We start from the raw sequence: 16655 nt of genomic DNA, 5'->3' as shown, positions 1-16655 counted from the left end.
ATTGATAACTTTCTTTACTTCAGTCCCTTCCCAACTGCCCATAATTGAGTATCTTTTTATTTAATGATAATCTGTATCAACTAACCGACCCTCATATGAAAACACTTTGGATATTCATCCTTGGCACACTCATTTCCGCTCCTCTATTTGCACAACAAGAAGCCCCCGATCAAGACATCAAATCCTTTCTAGAAGAAATCGAATCCTCAGATGTCTCTAAACGCCTTGATTATATAGATCCTAACTGCAAAATCAACTATGTGCTCGTCAGGTTAAATGGGAATATCGGCACCCAGACCTATACATATGACGACCTTGTGAAAAGGGCAGAATATAATCGCATTAATAATTTATCCTTTAAGACATCAATTAAAAGTGTGAACACACACACTGCTGCTGATGCCAGTATTTGTGAATATACTCGTGAATTTGAGATCTTCAAGGGAGAAGAGAAAATAGCAGAAAACACGCAGGTCATTACCGCTGTACTAAAAAAGGTCAATGATGATTGGAAAATCGTTCAAATGAATATTTCAGAGCTTGAACAGAATAAGGAAAAAGGCACTTGCCTTTGCGAGGTATATGGTGGTCCACAAGATGAATACATTGTAAAAGCTATCATTCCGGCTGGAGACCACTATGAGACACAAATGGATAATTACACCTTAAGTGGAAATGATGGGGATAAAGTAATCAAGACTGCAAAAGGGAAATACCTACTTCGGAACAATGAGGTTTTCATGATGGAAAATGAGAAAGCAGTCAAAAGTTTAGGGAACGCCACTAAGGATGAAGAAGCCTTTTTACTGATTCTCAAACAGCAATACAGTCAACAGTGCAGTAATATACTTCGTAGGCAATAGTAATTTTTAAAAATATCTTTCAACAAAAAACGGGTAACTAAAGCAGTTACCCGTTTTGCTGTAGAACTCTAATAATTACTGTACAGCAGGAAATGTATATACTGAAACTGATTTATCTATATCAAGTATGCTATTTCCTCTCTGCTTCAACTTTTCACCCAATGGCATCACTTGTGCCTGCTGTTGTTGCATCATGTTACTAGTGAATGGTGAAGCATCTTTTGATTTATCTAAGCACGAAACGTACAGCTTTCCTCCTTTAATATAAATATCCATAATTTCACCTCCTGATATAATCCCTGCATTTTCTGTATTGAAAACTTCAAGGTTCTGGCCATCAAAGTGAGAGATACTATCTGTTCTCTTAACCCAAAGAGTCCCATCTTGTGCTAACAACAAGTTCCCTCCTGAGCAGTCATTTATCTTTTCAAATTTCCCATCTGTAAATTTATACATACCTAGGCTATTAAATGTATACACATTGCCTTCAGCATCTTCATACAAACTATAAGCTTCATTATATCCTAACCCATTAGTTTTGTCATAATGTATCCATGTTCCATTATCCAATACAGACACTCCTTTTCCATGACTTATCCAAACTTTCCCTACTTTATCTACTAAGAAACCTCTAGCATTATAGTTAGGTAATTCACTGTTTTTCTTATGGTAGTAAGTCACTTGTTTGTCAGCTGTCACATAAGCATAACCTTTGTTTATTCCTACCCAAAAACCTCCTTTATGGTCAACAGCAATTTCATCAAACTTTTTAGCTAGCTTACTATCAAAATTTATATCTGCAGGTACCACTTTTTCCCCTGTCAACTTAAAAATTTCCTTTGTCGTCAATATCCATACAGAACCATCAGCTGCTTCAGCCATCTCAGTAAGATATGCCATTTCAGGTAATTTAATTTTCTTCACATCACTACCTTTTTCTACAACCAATGTATCTGGCTTACCCCAAGCATTTGTCTTGAAGCTAATAATTGTTCCATCTTTTTTCTGAAAAGACCATCCCTTATATAAAGCTTCCACCTGATCCTTTGAGTGTGTCATTGGGTTAACAATTTCCCAGTTTGCCACTGCATTAAAATCAATTGGCTTATAAGCCGATACTTGAGTCCCTTCTTTCACATATGTATAGCGAGCTTTTTTTATCAGGCCTCTTGTCCCCTCCAAAAACCATAACTTACCATCTGCAGGGTTCTTTACTATATCATGTACTCTCTTAGTAGCATCCTTTACAAAAAGAGTTTCGCCATATTTGTATGTTTGCTTCAACTCATGTCCTTCATAATATTTCAAGTCTGAATATGTCGCTACCCAAACACCATTTCCATCAGCTAAAACACAATAGATATAATCAGCATCTCCAACTTCTAAAATAGTTTTCCACTCTCCATCTACTTTTGTCACCAAATGATTAGCCGAGTTAACCCAAGGAGTACCATCTTGTGTATAAGTATAATCTTCAATATCAAGACTCTCTCCCTTTTCTCCTCCTGCTAAAGTTGTTACTGCCTTTAAAAATTTAGACTTTTCCAAAGCTTCCTGTTCCTTCGTAGAAAGGCCTTTTGTAACTTCCTCAGATGTCCATTCTCCATCTTTCAACTCAACAAGAAAATATGAATAAGTATCAGATACAGCCCAATACTCCAACCCAATAGCTGTAAGACTACCTGATTGGCTTATTTCAAGGTTATACAAAGCCATATTACTCATGCTATCTGGAAGAGTATGCATTTTCCAATCGGTACCATCAAAGAAAGCTACACCATCATATTTTTGTAGCCACTGTATTATACCCAGCTTATTTGTATGCTTATACTGTTGCAACCCTGTGACATATACTCCTTTATCTGACGCAACCATATCTGTGATATTCATCATCGGAATATCGCCTGCTGAAATTACATCCTTCTCTTTTGTCAATTCTACATTATGCCACTCATCATCAGGCGTACGATATAAGAGCTGATGAAAATTTGACACCCATAGGTTACCATGTCCATCTTCTCCAATTCTACTTCCAAGCCCTTCTTTATAATCAGGTACATCCACGACACTTAGTTCACCATTTCTAAAAACTGATGGTGAATGTTTGTCCGCTGCAAAATAAATATCTCCATTTTTTGCAAAAGAAATGTCTGAGATGTTCTCAAAGTCTTTAAACTCCTCTTCTTTCAATTCTTGTTTGTCATAAACAAATTTAGAAGAAAGTACAGTCCAATCAGGTTGGATAACTGCTTGTGCTGATACCATATTGGCAGCAAACAGCATCCCCATTAAAATTTTTAATGTTTTCATTTTGAAATAGGATTTAGATAAAAAAGATTTAAAAAATAATCTGCGACTACTTAAAAAGTACTATTACCTCTAATTAACAGAGGTAAAAAATCTGTATAAAAATGCGTTTGAAAAACAGTAATTCCAAATTCAAAAATCCCTCACAATCAATTTAATCAAACCCACAACATTGATAACCCTATGCGGTATGGTACCGCAATGATCTAATTAGCCTACTTTTACTATTTTAGCTAGCAAGAATTTTTACTTTCATTCTCATTCACAAGGTTTTTAATATAAATGGTGTAATTTTGCACCCCATAAAGTAAAATAGGGATTTTAGAATAAGATCACTCCTTTCCAAGCTCATGGCAGACAAAATTCTAATCTACGATTTTGGCTCTCAGTATACACAGCTGATTGCCCGCAGAATCAGGGAACTAAACGTTTACTGCGAAATTTATCCATACAACCATACTCCGGCAATCGACCACTCAGAGTATAAAGGTGTTATCCTGTCAGGTAGCCCTCACTCTGTATTGGAAGAAGACGCTCCCAACTTTGATGTTTCTAATATCAGAGGTAAGATGCCTTTGCTGGGTGTTTGTTATGGTGCTCAAATGTTGGCTCACCAGAATGGTGGTAAAATTGCCCGCTCTGAAGTAAGAGAGTACGGACGTGCCAACCTTGATTTCATATACCACAACAGCCCTTTGCTGAAAGGTATTCCTGAAAACTCGCAGGTATGGATGTCACACGGTGACACCATTCTTGAACTTCCTGAAAACTTCAAGATCATTGCTAGTACTAGTAATGTAAAAGTTGCCGCTTACCGCATCGAAGGTGAAGACACATTCGGTCTGCAATTCCACCCTGAAGTAACACACTCCACTGACGGTAAAATGATGTTGCAAGACTTTGTGGTAGGTGTTTGTGGTTGTTCACAAGACTGGACTCCTGAGTCATTTGTAGATACTACAGTTGCTGAACTGAAAGAACAACTAGGTAATGACAAAGTGATCCTAGGTCTTTCAGGTGGTGTCGATTCATCTGTTGCTGCAGTGTTATTACACAAAGCAATTGGCGCTAACCTGCACTGTATCTTCGTAGACAATGGTCTGCTTAGAAAGAATGAGTTCGAAGACGTACTGGATTCTTACAAGCACATGGGCTTGAACGTAAAAGGTGTAAATGCGAAAGATGAATTCTACGCAGCACTGGAAGGCGTAAAAGACCCTGAGGCTAAACGTAAGGCGATCGGTAAAGTTTTCGTTGACGTTTTCGAAAAAGAGTCAAAACTGGTAGATGACGCTAAATGGTTAGGACAAGGTACTATTTACCCTGACGTAATTGAGTCAGTATCAGTAAAAGGTCCTTCAGCAACTATCAAGTCACACCACAACGTAGGTGGTCTACCTGATTATATGAAACTAAAAGTGGTTGAGCCTCTGAACACGCTTTTCAAAGATGAAGTAAGAGCAGTAGGTCACACTTTGGAAATTGACGATGCGATCTTGCAACGTCACCCATTCCCAGGTCCAGGCCTTGGTATCCGTATCTTGGGTGATGTCACTGCTGAAAAAGTACGCGTACTACAGGAAGTGGATCACATCTTCATTTCTTCACTGAAGTCATCAGGCCTTTACAATGACGTATGGCAAGCAGGTGCAATGCTGTTACCTGTTCAGTCAGTTGGTGTAATGGGTGATGAAAGAACATATGAAAATGTAGTAGCACTTAGAGCAGTTGCCAGCCTTGATGGTATGACAGCTGACTGGGTACACCTTCCATATGAGTTCTTGGCAGAAGTAAGTAACAACATCATCAATAGAGTGAAAGGTGTTAACAGAGTAGTGTATGACATTAGCTCAAAACCACCAGCAACTATTGAGTGGGAATAATTATAGAGACTGGGTTCCAGTTACTACAATAGATTTTACAAGCACTTTGGATACATGTTATTCAAAGTGCTTTTTTTGTATTAGCAAAGCTTGAATACATACTCAACCTTATAACCAACACAAAATGGAAACATCACTTACTCAGCTACTTGCTCAACGTCATACCAAAGAGGAAATGATCTCATTCCTAAAGCTGTATCAGGATCAGTTTGTTGATGCTATAAAAGTTGCTGTTACTGACGAACAACCTTTAGCATGGCGTGCCACATGGCTTATAGGACATTGTATGAACACTAATGACAGTAGGGTTGAACCGTTTAAAGATAAAATTATTGATACGATCCCTTTTAGACCTGATGGCCACCAGAGAGAGTTACTGAAGTTGCTTCAAAAAATTGATTTGAATGAAGAACAAGAAACCAAACTGTTGGATATCTGTATTGCTATTTGGGAAAAAGTAGGAAAAAGTGCTTCTGTTCGTATAACTGCTTTCAAGTTTATTGCGACAATAGCACAGAAATACCCTGAGCTGAAAAATGAAATCGAATTTATGACACAAAGTCACTATACAGACCCGCTTTCTGCCGGAATTAAGCGGCAATTTGAAAAGCTGGTAAAAGCTAACGTCCCCAACTGAACTCTTAAAAACGCTTCTAACAACCTGTTTTAACCGCAATTATCTTTCATACACACAGACAACGATTATGGTCAATTTTTTGCTGTCAAAACCGTTATCATATTTCATGCATTTAATTCTAAAATCAGAAACCACTTTTTCTACAACCATTTGAAAAATGAAAAAATCACTCTTTACCCTATTAATTCTAATAATAACCCTACTTGCGGTTAACGATACGCAAGCACAATACAGAAGAAGGCATAAATCAGACAACAAATTCAAAGTAGGATTGGCTGGTCTGTATGCATTGTCAACTGACAAAGGATTAGGTGGAGATGGCGTTGGCTTCTACGTTCACCCACAATACAATGTAAATGAGCAATTTTCAGTTGGTCTTCAAGCAGGAGTAATACTATCTTCAGCAGAAGAACTTCAAGTGGAAGACCTTCCAGAGGGAGCTATTGAACCATCTGACCCTACTATCATTCCTGTATTACTGACTGGAGAGTTTTACTTTTCAGACCGTGTCGTAAGACCATTTATCGGGCTAGGAGTAGGTATGTATAAGATGTCTGCCGTTACTTACAAATTCGACGATAACTTCTCAAGTATTGACAGTTTTGAATCAGAGCCAATTAACAATTATGGTTTGGCTCCAAAGCTGGGACTACAAATGGGTCCTGTTGATTTATCAGTAGCTTATCATATGACTGGGGAAGGCATCGCTGATTTTGCAACCTTCAACTTGGGCTTTACTATCGGTGGAGGAAAAAGAAGATAGACACTCACTCATCAAGATAAATAATGAGAAAGACCTGCTCAATAAGATGGGCAGGTCTTTCATATTTTAGACAACACTTACTCAACCTTTGCTGTCAACGCTCCTATTTGTTGATCTGTTAGCGTCTTCATAAATGCTATAATCGCCTGTACCTCTGCTTCAGTTAGGTTCAACGAATCAGGAGGAAGTGTTTGCAACGGCACATCCAAACCCAAACCTTGACCTCCTCCTACATTATAGAAATCCATCACTTCTTCCAATGTCTTATATACTCCGTTGTGCATATAAGGAGCTGTCAAAGCGATATTGCGAACCGTTGAAGTTTTAAAAAAGTGTCGTTTTTCTTCTGTCCCAAAGACATTCCATCTCCCTGGATCAGTATCAATTCGGTCATTCGCAGCAGTAGCGGGTACCCCCAATGACTCCAATTCTGTTTCCTTGAATCGTGGAGGAACTGTTCCATTAAAGAATGGAGGAAAATGACAGGTAGCACAAGCTGCCTTACCCAAAAATAAGTTTGCACCAAGGACCTCTTCTTCCGTAAAAGTAGCTTCCTCTCCTTTTATATTTCTGTCAAACTTTGAGTTAAATGGAGCCAAGCTTCTCACATACGTAGCCAATGCGCTCCTAATATTTCGTTCTGAAATACTATCCTTAAATACCTGCTGAAATGATTTTTGATAATTCTTATTATTCTTGACCGCTTGCGTGATGTAATCCATATCTGTATGAAACTCCATCTCACTTTTGACTACATTAACGATCTGCCCTTCTAAATTACCTGCACGTTTGTCAAAGAAGAAGCCTTTCTGAAAAGCTGCATAGGTCAGCGTTGGCGAGTTTCTTTCCAGCTCCATCCCATTACGCCCAATTGATTTTGCTTTTCCATCCGTAAAAGCAAGTGCTGGCTGGTGACAACTGCCACAATTTAGCCCTTTACCCAATGAAAGGTTTGTATCATAAAAAAGTTGTTCTCCCAAAGCTACTGTCTGTTCATCTATCTCAGGAGCAAACCTGCTAGAGAAGAACTTCATATTGTAGGCTTCAGCAGAAAATAGGTTTGCTGCATCATTCTTTAATGCCAACTCCAAAGGAAATTCAACTTGCCAGTCTTTAACCGTTTGGTTCCAAAGTTCAACCTGTTTATGCGTATGGTCTTTGATAAAATGGAATCGGTCAAAGGTGTCAAAGTCTCCTGACAATGCTTCCACTGTGGCATTGATCTCTTCCTGCCAAGCCTTATATATTTCTGAGTCAGCAAATATGGGTTCAAAATGTATCAGGTACTTTTGAAGACTACCGTAAACTTGCTTAGCCTCATCCAATGAGTTAGCAAGAACAGGGGAATCAAACCCTGTTATACCTGTAAAAGCCACCCTGACAATCGCATTTCTGACCATCCATAAGAAATGGTAAGGCTTATACCCTGTCAATTTTGTATTGGTTCTGATCAACTTCAGACGACTTGCCACAAATTCAGCTTTGGCCTGAAGCTGCACTATATCCAAAGTATCTGCAAAGATTATTTCTTCCAGTACCTGAAAACCCTGGGGTTCTGAAATCTTAATATTGGTCGCATCCTCTTCCTCAACTTGCAAAAGGTTAGGCTGGTTGAGTGTTTCATAATTCTCCACATCCACAAATGAGAGAATTGGCTCAATTTTCTTGAAATATGTGCGAGCATTTAAGAATTGTTGCTCAATGTCTTTCTGCGTTGAGCTATGTTGCAATGCTTCTGCAAAAGAAATACAGCTATCCAAATCTGCCTTATACACTTTGTCCAAGACAGCAAAAATCTCTTCCGGTGTTTCCGCTTTCTCTTCTACTGTATTACATCCAATCAAAAACACAAAAAAGAGGCTTGTTATGATCCAAGCCTCCTCTTTGATACATTTAAAAAATGTACTCATGATATTGTCAAAATTATCTTTCCAAACCTTTAATAGCGAAAAGTACACTTCCTTCTTTCGGAGAATTAGCAACGTCAGGGAATGCAGTAGGGTCAGTGAAAGCACCTTCAGCCGGCACCCATCCGTGATTTTGTGTCATGAAAAGGAAAGTACTTTCTGTGCTCCCAATCACATCCGTCACATCGATCATACCTGTGATCTCCCAAATAGAGTTTGTTGTTCCGTATCCTAGTGCTTCTGCTTCAGTCTGGTTACACTCCAAAACTGTTTTCAGCTCGCCTGTATTCAGGTTATACTGATAAAGTCTTGCAAAGTGATCAGCAGCCACCTTGTTAGGGTAAGAATTTACTACACCGTTCGGGTCTTCTTGAATGTAAGCGTAGTTCTCAGTTACCACGATATTGTCAGGGCTATGGAACATCTCTGCTTTACCACCTACCTTGTCACCATCCAATACACATGTAATTTTTCCTGCGCCAGTTGGATCATTCTCATTCAAGGTTACTTTGTATACACGACCAGTCAAAGAACCCAATCCATTTAGAGATTCCTTGTTTCTACCAGTCACACAGAAGTAAATCTCTCTTTGTGCCGAAGCGTCTCCTCTTCTCCAATCGATGTCTTCAAGACGTGAGAAGCCCATTACCCCTTTTGCCTTTGCCTCAGCATCAAGTAAGTCCATATCTGTTTCTTGCAACTCAACAAACTCAACATCATACTCAACCCCCTCGTCCATATCCATTTCATACGTAACTCCTGTTGTAGTTACTTTCAAACCGTAAAGTTTACCAGCATTCAGGTTACCAAATGGGCCTACATACATACCTAGCTGACCAGATGGAACCGAATTGTCACTGTGGTCATCACCAATAAACACTACCGTTTTCCCAGGAAATGCATCTTTACCGATTGCCACTGCATTTTCAGTTGACCACTGTCCCATCGCAGGAAGCATGTTGGCAAAGCTAGCATCAGAAGCACTTTTGTAAGGACTGGTTACGAAAACCCCATTGGAAGCTCCACCCCACTCACCACCTGAAAGGTAAAGAGGACCAAAACCATGCTCTTTAGGAGTAATCATACTACCAGAACACTGTGCTGTAAATGCCGTTGCGTTCGCATTGACAATATACTCACCATGAAAAGGCTTCAGATCTTTATTAAGTAAGATTCTAGCAATTGAGTAGTCTGCTTCAATATTATTGATCAGCATAAAGGAAGTGTCTGTATCCTGCAACAAACCAGCGCCATCTGCCATACTTCCATATACAAATTCTGGAGAGCCAGGAATAACATCCTCTGAAGAAAGAACCACTTCAAGTGTCGCATTAGAGAACTCTCCTGATAATTTCAAAAGACTAGTAGGTGTTTTTGATACTTCAAGTGGCATTAGCGTCTCTTCTGTCAAGTCTCTGCCATTTGAGCCATCAGAACCATCCGATCCATCTGCACCTGCTGAACCTTCAGGTCCCTGTGGTCCTTCAGGACCTTCACAACTAAAAGTAATAGCCCCTGCTACTAACAGGGCCGTCATCAAAATAGGTAGCTTTTTCATAAAGTCATTTCGTTTAGTTATTTGGAGTCCCCAAAGAAATGACTTCACTGTGTATTCATTTTTACCCTAATCAAATAGAAATATTAAAAAATATTAACTCAAACACTTGATAGTTCATAATTGATTAAAGAAATGCATTTTGAATTTCAAACCACCTAACAAGTTTGTTGTTTCATTATACACACAATGAATTATATTTTAAATACACAGTTTCACTATAACATTAACGAAATATAAAAAAGACCTAATCCAAAAGGCAGATTAGGTCTAAAACAATTAGCTATTTAAAGGAATGCCCTAATTTACATAAAATAAAAACCAAAATAATGCTCAACACAAAGTTCTACTTACAAAATCACTTCTTAACCGCTTAACCTCACTTTTAAGAGCATTTTGTAACCAAAAAACTAACACACATTAACCTCTTCAGCCTACAAAAATAAAAAATCAATCAATGTGTAATTTACTATTTACTACACATTGTTACTGAAAATGAATTTCAATCACTAATCGCCTCCTCATTCATAAATAGCAAAAACAAAAAAATTGGAGGCACTGACTTTTGTCAAATACCTCCAATTCATTTGTAAATTCTAATCAAACTGCAATTACTTTACAGCCACTTCATTTCCATCTGCATCCAGTTCCACAATTTCATAACCCAATCGAGCCAATTTATCTTTCAATGATGCTTTATCTCCTACTACAATGATCACCATCTTTGATGGGTCAAGGTATTTACGGGCAAGCTCATTAACGTTTTCAGCCTTGATCTTGGAAATGATTTTATTCTGCTTCTTCACATAACCTTCTGACAAATCATATTGAATGATTCTATTTAGGAATGCAGCCTTCTGACCTGGCGTCTCATACTTCAACGCATCTTTTTGGCCAACAGAACTTTTCATAAAATCAAGCTCTTCCGGTGTAATGCCTTCCTTATAGTACTCTTGAATCTCAGACATCATCTCATACACGGCACTGTCAGTTGCCACTGCCTTAACTCCTGCTGATGCTACAAACTCTCCAGTCAACTTATCTCCATAAAAACTTGATCTGGCTCCGTATGTCCATCCTTTATCCTCTCTCAGGTTCAGGTTAATTCTGCTGTTGAATGCTCCACCCAATGGGTAGTTCATCAGCGTAGACTTAAAGTATTCACCCTCTACATCATATTTCAAGTTGGTCACGTAACCTATCCTGATTTCAGACTGAGGAGCATTTGGCTTATCTACCAAGTACAGTACTGTACCTTCATTTTTTGGAGTTACCTCAATTGTAGGAGCCTGAAGGTCATTTGCTTTCCATGTTGACAAGAAATCTATTTTAGCCAACAGACTTTCCTTAGTTATATCTCCCACCACAACCAACTGTGATAGTTGAGGAACATAACTTTCTTTATAGAACTGATTGACATCCTCCAAGGTAAGTGCCTCGACAGATGCTTCTGTACCCTCAGATGATATTGCCAGTACATTACCTTTACCATACAATACTGTGTTAAATACACTGTTTGCAATCGGCACTGGCTGTTTTTTACTCGCCTTGATACTTTCCAGAGTCTGTTTCTTTACTCTAGCTAAGTCTTCCTCTGTAAACTTAGGTCTGAAGAGCCTTTCTTCTAATAACTCCAGTGTTCTGTCTATATGCTTCGTCAATGTGTTTACACTGATATAAGTGCCTGACTGACCACTTCCAACTGAAATCGAGCTTCCCAGTTTTTCCAACTCATTTTCAAACTCAGCTGCAGAGTAGTTTTCTGTCCCTTCACCCATCAATGAAGCTGTCAGAGATGCAATACCGGCCTTATCCAGATTGTCTTTTTCTAAAAGATGTCCACCTTCAATGTACAATCTCAATGTAACGGATGGAGTCTCCTTATTTTCAGTTCCAATGATCTTGATGCCGTTCGCAAATGTCTCTTTCCACAATTGAGGTACTTCTATTGTTGGGTTTGCTCCTGGACTTGGTTTTACACTTCTGTCAAAGTCATCTTTAGGCGACTTTCTTTCTGCCACCTTAGCATAGTCTGTAGTCGGAAATGTGTTTTTAACAGTCTTGTCCACTTGATAGTTGTCAGGTTTAGCTGCCATATTTTCCATTCCTTTAGGCAACACACTCTGAATAACTGCATACTGACCTTTGATATACTTGTTGTATACCCTGATCACATCTTCCTTGGTCAATTCCTGATAACTCTTCAATGACTCTGGGAAATAGTTAGGGTTATCCAAGAATGTTTCAAAGTGCGCAAGGCTAGATACTTTACCTCTAACTGATTCTAATGTTCTTAATGCTCCAGCTTCTTTTTTGGCTTTGAACTTTTGCAGGTCCTCATCTGAAACGCCTTCCTGCTCAAACTCTACTAATGCCTCTCTCATCATTCCTTCAAAGTCACTTAATGAAGTTCCTGGGTAAGGAAGGACAAACATTGTAAACTCACCCGCCAACTCAGAAGTAGGGTTAAAAATAGAAGCCTGAATCGCCTTTTGAGTCAAAACAAATTTCTTGTAGAAATAAGAATCCTGACCTTGACCAATAATATCAGCCAAACACTCAAGAGCGGCTTCATCCTTATGGAACTCAGGAACTGTAGGGTAAGTAAATAGAAGGGCTGGAAAACGGATATTGTTATCTACATAAGACACATAACGGTCTTTATCCAAAACAGGCGCTTCCAACTTCATGTCTTCAACCTCAGGTCCGACAGGAATTTTTCCAAAGTACTTATTAACCCATGCTAAAGTTTGCTTAACATCTATATTACCTCCAATAGTCAAGGTAGCATTGTTGGGACCGTACCATCTCAGGAAAAACTTCTTCAAGTCAGCCACATCTACTCTATCCAAGTCTTCCAAAAGTCCAATTGTCAACCAAGAATAGGGGTGTCCGTATGGATAAAGTGCTTCTGCATTTTTCTCTCTGAACATACCGTAAGGACGGTTGTCATAATTCTGCTGCTTTTCATTTTTTACAGTAGCCCTTTGAACTTCAAATTTCTCCTGTGTCACAGCATCCAGAAAATAACCCATCCTGTCTGCTTCCAGCCACAGCATGGTCTCCAGCTGGTTACTAGGAACTGTCTCAAAATAGTTTGTTCTGTCTCTATTTGTTGTACCGTTCAGTGTACCTCCAGAGGCAGTTACAACTTTGAAGTGCTCTTCATCCGCTACATTCTCCGAACCTTGAAACATCATATGTTCAAAGAAGTGCGCAAATCCAGATTTGTTTAATTCTTCTCTGGCAGAGCCTACGTGGTAGGTCACATCAACATGAACTAATGGGTCTGATAAATCTTGATGAAGAATTACTGTCAAGCCATTATCCAAAACATATTTTTGGTAAGGAATTGTCCAGTCATTTTCTCCTGACTCAACCTTTTCTACTAGTTTTTGGGCAAAAATCAGTTGAGAAGTCATTAGTAGAGTAGCAATACTAATTATTCTAAAAAAGTAATTTGACATGTGTTCTTTAATTAAAAAGTTACATTTGATTTAATAATGAATTAGAATTTACAAATACTAAAATCTCAAAATACTCCTATTAGTCAAAAAAATTCCATTTAAAAAATCAAAACTAACCTCTACATTCTCAAACCTTCAAATAAATCAACATACCTGACAGGCATACTTGACTAAAAAACCACACACAAAACACTCATAATCAAATTTAACAAATACTACAAGACCTCATCATTATCAACACAAGCAATAAAACCCAACCATACTATCACTTATAAAAAAGCACTACCTTTACTAACACTCTACTTTCTTGATAATTTACAAAATCAATACCTCATCAATAACATTGATCTAAAACCATAAAAAAGTGCACCTAAAAACGGTTATAGAGATAAAGTTCAAACATCTAAAATAATAAGCTAACGCATCGCTTAATTGCTATTCTCATTACTTTCAGTAGGTAGCAAAAGAGTATTTAGGTATTAACAATTCAACTATCCCATAATGGACTAAAAAAATTATTTTTCCCTTTCCTCCCAACATCATTTGAGTGGCACGAGAAATGCGATGATATTTTTTCTTGTTATCAGATAACATTGGCTACCATCGACACCCGCTCTAATTGGTTACTGTGGTTTTTATTTGATATTTTTACCGCCTATAAATTAGATTATTACTAGAACTGACTAATATAAAATAATGATGAGTAAATACTTTTTGGTTTGGCTGGCGCTTCTCGGTATTCTGGGAAACCTGAATGCACAATCAGCAGCCGACATTCGCAAGAAATATGAATACGGTAAGCAGCTGGTTGACCAGAAGAAGTATGCACAAGCACGAATCGTACTAGAAAGCATCAATCAGGACAACCCAAAGAACCTGTTGGTTGAATACTGCCATTACCTTTATGCGACAGCTTGTTTCAACTCAAACCACGAGGATGAAGCGATCAATACATTGGAGCATTTGGTATCAGAACACGGAGACTGGGAAAATATCAATGAGGTCAAAGTATCTCTAGCTGGTATGTTGGCTGATAAAGGTGACTTCCTGACAGCCGCAACGATTATGGCTTCCGTTCCATCAAAGAAACTGGATGACGCTACGAAAACCTCTGAAAAAAGTATTTGGGCAAAGTTGAGCTATGAGGATATGCAAAAACTGTATAGCCAATTCCCAAAACAAGAAAGAATAGGAAAAGGTCTCTTGGCTAAAGCATTGCATACACCAAAGGACAAAAGGGATGAAGCCCAAACTACAAAGCTGATTGCTCAATATGGTGGCGACCAAAAAGAAGCTTATACAAAGGTCATGAATGCTGGAATCAAGGACGTCTACAATATTGGGGTTATGATGCCTTTTTATGAAGACAAAGTTGATCCTACTTCCTTATCAATAAAGAACGAGTTTGTCTATAACATCTACCAAGGTATCAAACTCGGTCAAGAACAGTTGACTAAGGAAGGTATCAAAATTGAGCTGTTTGCCTACGATACAAAAAGAGATTCTGCTGTCGTAGAGCAATTATTGGCTTCTCCAGTGATGGCAAACATTGACCTGATTATTGGACCGCTTTATGGGGATATGCTTCCAATCGTAAAAAGATACGCTGACAGTACGGGTACTCCAATGGTTAACCCTATTTCTATGCACCCTCGTGTGCTGGAAGATTCAGAGCAATCATACCTTACTGCCGCTTCTTACAATACGCAAGGCAAACAACTTGCAAGGTATTTACATAGCCAGCAGGACACTGCAAAAGCCTATATCATTTATGGGGCTTCAACAAAGGAAAAAGCTTTAGCTGAAGCTTACAAAGATGAATTTGAGTCGTTGGGTGGTGTCGTTCAAGTATTCCAAGAGTATGATTATGCTGATGGCTTTACGGTTGCACAAGAAAGCTTCACTCCTTTGGCTATGGACACATTGGGTGTTGCACTTGACAGTACATCTGCACATGTAATTATCAGTACTACAAAAGAAATTCCTTCCATGAATGTACTGAGTGCCTTACAGTCATTAAAAGCGTTGGCACCCGTATATGTACCTGATGATTGGTTGACATTTGAACAACTAGGGTTTAGTCAGTTGGAAGGAGGGCATGTAACAATCATTGCACCTGAATATGTTAACCCTGATACAAATAATGTCCGAATGATTGACAAAGAATATCAGCAACGTTTTAACAACATTGCCTCGGACTTTACTTATAAAGGGTTTGAAACTATTTATTTCTTTGGAAAGGTTATGCACTTACATGGTAAATACTTCCAGAACAAGTTGCATGAAACGGGTTTCCAAAATGGTTTTATTTATCCAGGACATGATTACACCAATGCCAATGACAACCAGTATGTACCATTGATTAAGTTTCAACAAGGGAAGCTGGTGCTAATCAACAAGCAACAAGAAGGCGAAAATGCCAGTAAGGATAAAGAGTAGATTTGTGAGATACTAGACACAAGATATTAGAAGCCAAACAGGAGACTTGAGAATTATGGGAGATTTTTCTTACCTATTCTCAAGTCTTTTGTCTTGGTTTCCATATCTGTTTTAAGATCATGACGGGAATTGCAGATAATAAAGACTTAATTAATCGCATAGCAGAAGACGAATCAGCCTACCAATACCTAAGGTCATTTGTCACGCCAAACAAGCAACAGCTATTTGAAAAAGTGTTGGCTCATCGCACGCGCCACGTAACAGTGGTGTTGGAAGATATATACCAACCGCAAAATGCCAGTGCCGTGATTCGTTCATGCGATTGTTTTGGCATACAGGACTTGCATATCATTGAGGTAGAACATACCTATGAGCTGAACAAAAAGGTGGTAAAAGGAGCTTCCAAATGGGTTGACAGACACCATTACTCTTCCAATGAAGATGCGATCAAGCAACTAAAAAACAATGGATACAAGATTGTTGCTACCACTCCACATACGGATATGACTCTAGACGAGCTTCCTTTGGACGACAAAGTAGCGTTGATGTTTGGTACCGAATCCACCGGTCTGACAGACTATGCACTCTCAGAAGCCGACTACAAAATTCGTATTCCAATGTATGGGTTCAGTGAAAGCTTCAACATTTCAGTATCCGCAGCAGTTAGCTTAAACCACCTGATGACTAAGTTGCACAACAGCCAAGACATCAAATGGCAGCTTTCACCTGAAGAATACAAAAGGCAAGAAATCCGTTGGATTTTGAAAGTCATTAATAAGGTAGAAACGCATGTAAAAGATTTCTACAAGAAACAGAGGTCTAAATACGAATAAA

The 16655-nt window shown here is 38.6% G+C and carries 10 protein-coding genes; 6 read left to right on the top strand and 4 right to left on the bottom strand.

Going from position 1 to position 16655, the window contains the following annotated elements; translation table 11 throughout:
* Nucleotides 1-95 precede the first annotated feature (95 nt).
* On the top strand, nt 96-863 hold the full coding sequence (locus V6R21_RS30030; RefSeq protein ID WP_334247189.1) for a hypothetical protein: 768 nt from the start codon (nt 96-98) through the stop codon (nt 861-863).
* A gap of 75 nt (nt 864-938) precedes the next feature.
* Here the strand turns inward: V6R21_RS30030 and V6R21_RS30025 are convergent, their stop codons facing one another.
* A complete protein-coding gene (locus V6R21_RS30025; protein WP_334247188.1) occupies nt 939-3173 on the bottom strand; it encodes a ligand-binding sensor domain-containing protein in 2235 nt (744 codons plus the stop codon).
* Between the two features lie 347 nt (nt 3174-3520).
* Here V6R21_RS30025 and guaA point away from each other — a divergent pair, with 347 nt between their 5' ends.
* The 3 genes from guaA to V6R21_RS30010 all read left to right on the top strand — a co-directional run bounded on the left by guaA (nt 3521) and on the right by V6R21_RS30010 (nt 6453).
* Nucleotides 3521-5053: a glutamine-hydrolyzing GMP synthase gene (guaA, locus tag V6R21_RS30020; RefSeq protein ID WP_334247187.1), complete on the top strand. Its 1533-nt coding sequence runs from the start codon at nt 3521-3523 to the stop codon at nt 5051-5053.
* A gap of 124 nt (nt 5054-5177) precedes the next feature.
* Nucleotides 5178-5690 carry a hypothetical protein gene (locus tag V6R21_RS30015; RefSeq protein WP_334247186.1) on the top strand — a complete coding sequence of 171 codons (513 nt, stop codon included), beginning with the start codon at nt 5178-5180 and terminating at the stop codon, nt 5688-5690.
* 157 nt (nt 5691-5847) lie between these two features.
* Nucleotides 5848-6453 (top strand): outer membrane beta-barrel protein, encoded by a 606-nt coding sequence (locus V6R21_RS30010; RefSeq protein WP_334247185.1) that lies wholly within the window; start codon nt 5848-5850, stop codon nt 6451-6453.
* A gap of 77 nt (nt 6454-6530) precedes the next feature.
* Here the strand turns inward: V6R21_RS30010 and V6R21_RS30005 are convergent, their stop codons facing one another.
* From V6R21_RS30005 to V6R21_RS29995, 3 genes are all read right to left on the bottom strand, one after another.
* Nucleotides 6531-8363, bottom strand: a complete 1833-nt coding sequence (locus V6R21_RS30005; RefSeq protein WP_334247184.1) for a cytochrome-c peroxidase — start codon at nt 8361-8363, stop codon at nt 6531-6533.
* 13 nt (nt 8364-8376) lie between these two features.
* Nucleotides 8377-9918, bottom strand: a complete 1542-nt coding sequence (locus tag V6R21_RS30000; RefSeq protein ID WP_334247183.1) for an alkaline phosphatase PhoX — start codon at nt 9916-9918, stop codon at nt 8377-8379.
* Nucleotides 9919-10526: 608 nt separating this feature from the next.
* Entirely contained in the window at nt 10527-13382 is a 2856-nt protein-coding gene (locus V6R21_RS29995) for a M16 family metallopeptidase (protein WP_334247182.1), read from the bottom strand.
* A 699-nt stretch (nt 13383-14081) separates the two neighbouring features.
* Here V6R21_RS29995 and V6R21_RS29990 point away from each other — a divergent pair.
* Nucleotides 14082-15821: an ABC transporter substrate-binding protein gene (locus tag V6R21_RS29990; protein ID WP_334247181.1), complete on the top strand. Its 1740-nt coding sequence runs from the start codon at nt 14082-14084 to the stop codon at nt 15819-15821.
* A gap of 119 nt (nt 15822-15940) precedes the next feature.
* Nucleotides 15941-16654, top strand: a complete 714-nt coding sequence (locus V6R21_RS29985; protein ID WP_334247180.1) for a TrmH family RNA methyltransferase — start codon at nt 15941-15943, stop codon at nt 16652-16654.
* The last annotated feature ends 1 nt before the right edge of the window (nt 16655 follow it).

Origin of the sequence: Limibacter armeniacum, from assembly GCF_036880985.1 — a bacterium.
GTDB lineage: Bacteria > Bacteroidota > Bacteroidia > Cytophagales > Flammeovirgaceae > Limibacter > Limibacter armeniacum.
Note: the sequence above shows the minus strand (reverse complement) of the source record. Positions and strands in the feature narration are given on the sequence as shown.

Excerpts from the sequence above, each read along its gene's own strand:
- V6R21_RS30030 (WP_334247189.1), top strand. The coding sequence starts at position 96 with ATGAAAACACTTTGGATATTCATCCTTGGCACACTCATTTCCGCTCCT.
- V6R21_RS30025 (WP_334247188.1), bottom strand. The coding sequence starts at position 3,173 with ATGAAAACATTAAAAATTTTAATGGGGATGCTGTTTGCTGCCAATATG.
- guaA (WP_334247187.1), top strand. The coding sequence starts at position 3,521 with ATGGCAGACAAAATTCTAATCTACGATTTTGGCTCTCAGTATACACAG.
- V6R21_RS30015 (WP_334247186.1), top strand. The coding sequence starts at position 5,178 with ATGGAAACATCACTTACTCAGCTACTTGCTCAACGTCATACCAAAGAG.
- V6R21_RS30010 (WP_334247185.1), top strand. The coding sequence starts at position 5,848 with ATGAAAAAATCACTCTTTACCCTATTAATTCTAATAATAACCCTACTT.
- V6R21_RS30005 (WP_334247184.1), bottom strand. The coding sequence starts at position 8,363 with ATGAGTACATTTTTTAAATGTATCAAAGAGGAGGCTTGGATCATAACA.
- V6R21_RS30000 (WP_334247183.1), bottom strand. The coding sequence starts at position 9,918 with ATGAAAAAGCTACCTATTTTGATGACGGCCCTGTTAGTAGCAGGGGCT.
- V6R21_RS29995 (WP_334247182.1), bottom strand. The coding sequence starts at position 13,382 with ATGTCAAATTACTTTTTTAGAATAATTAGTATTGCTACTCTACTAATG.
- V6R21_RS29990 (WP_334247181.1), top strand. The coding sequence starts at position 14,082 with ATGAGTAAATACTTTTTGGTTTGGCTGGCGCTTCTCGGTATTCTGGGA.
- V6R21_RS29985 (WP_334247180.1), top strand. The coding sequence starts at position 15,941 with ATGACGGGAATTGCAGATAATAAAGACTTAATTAATCGCATAGCAGAA.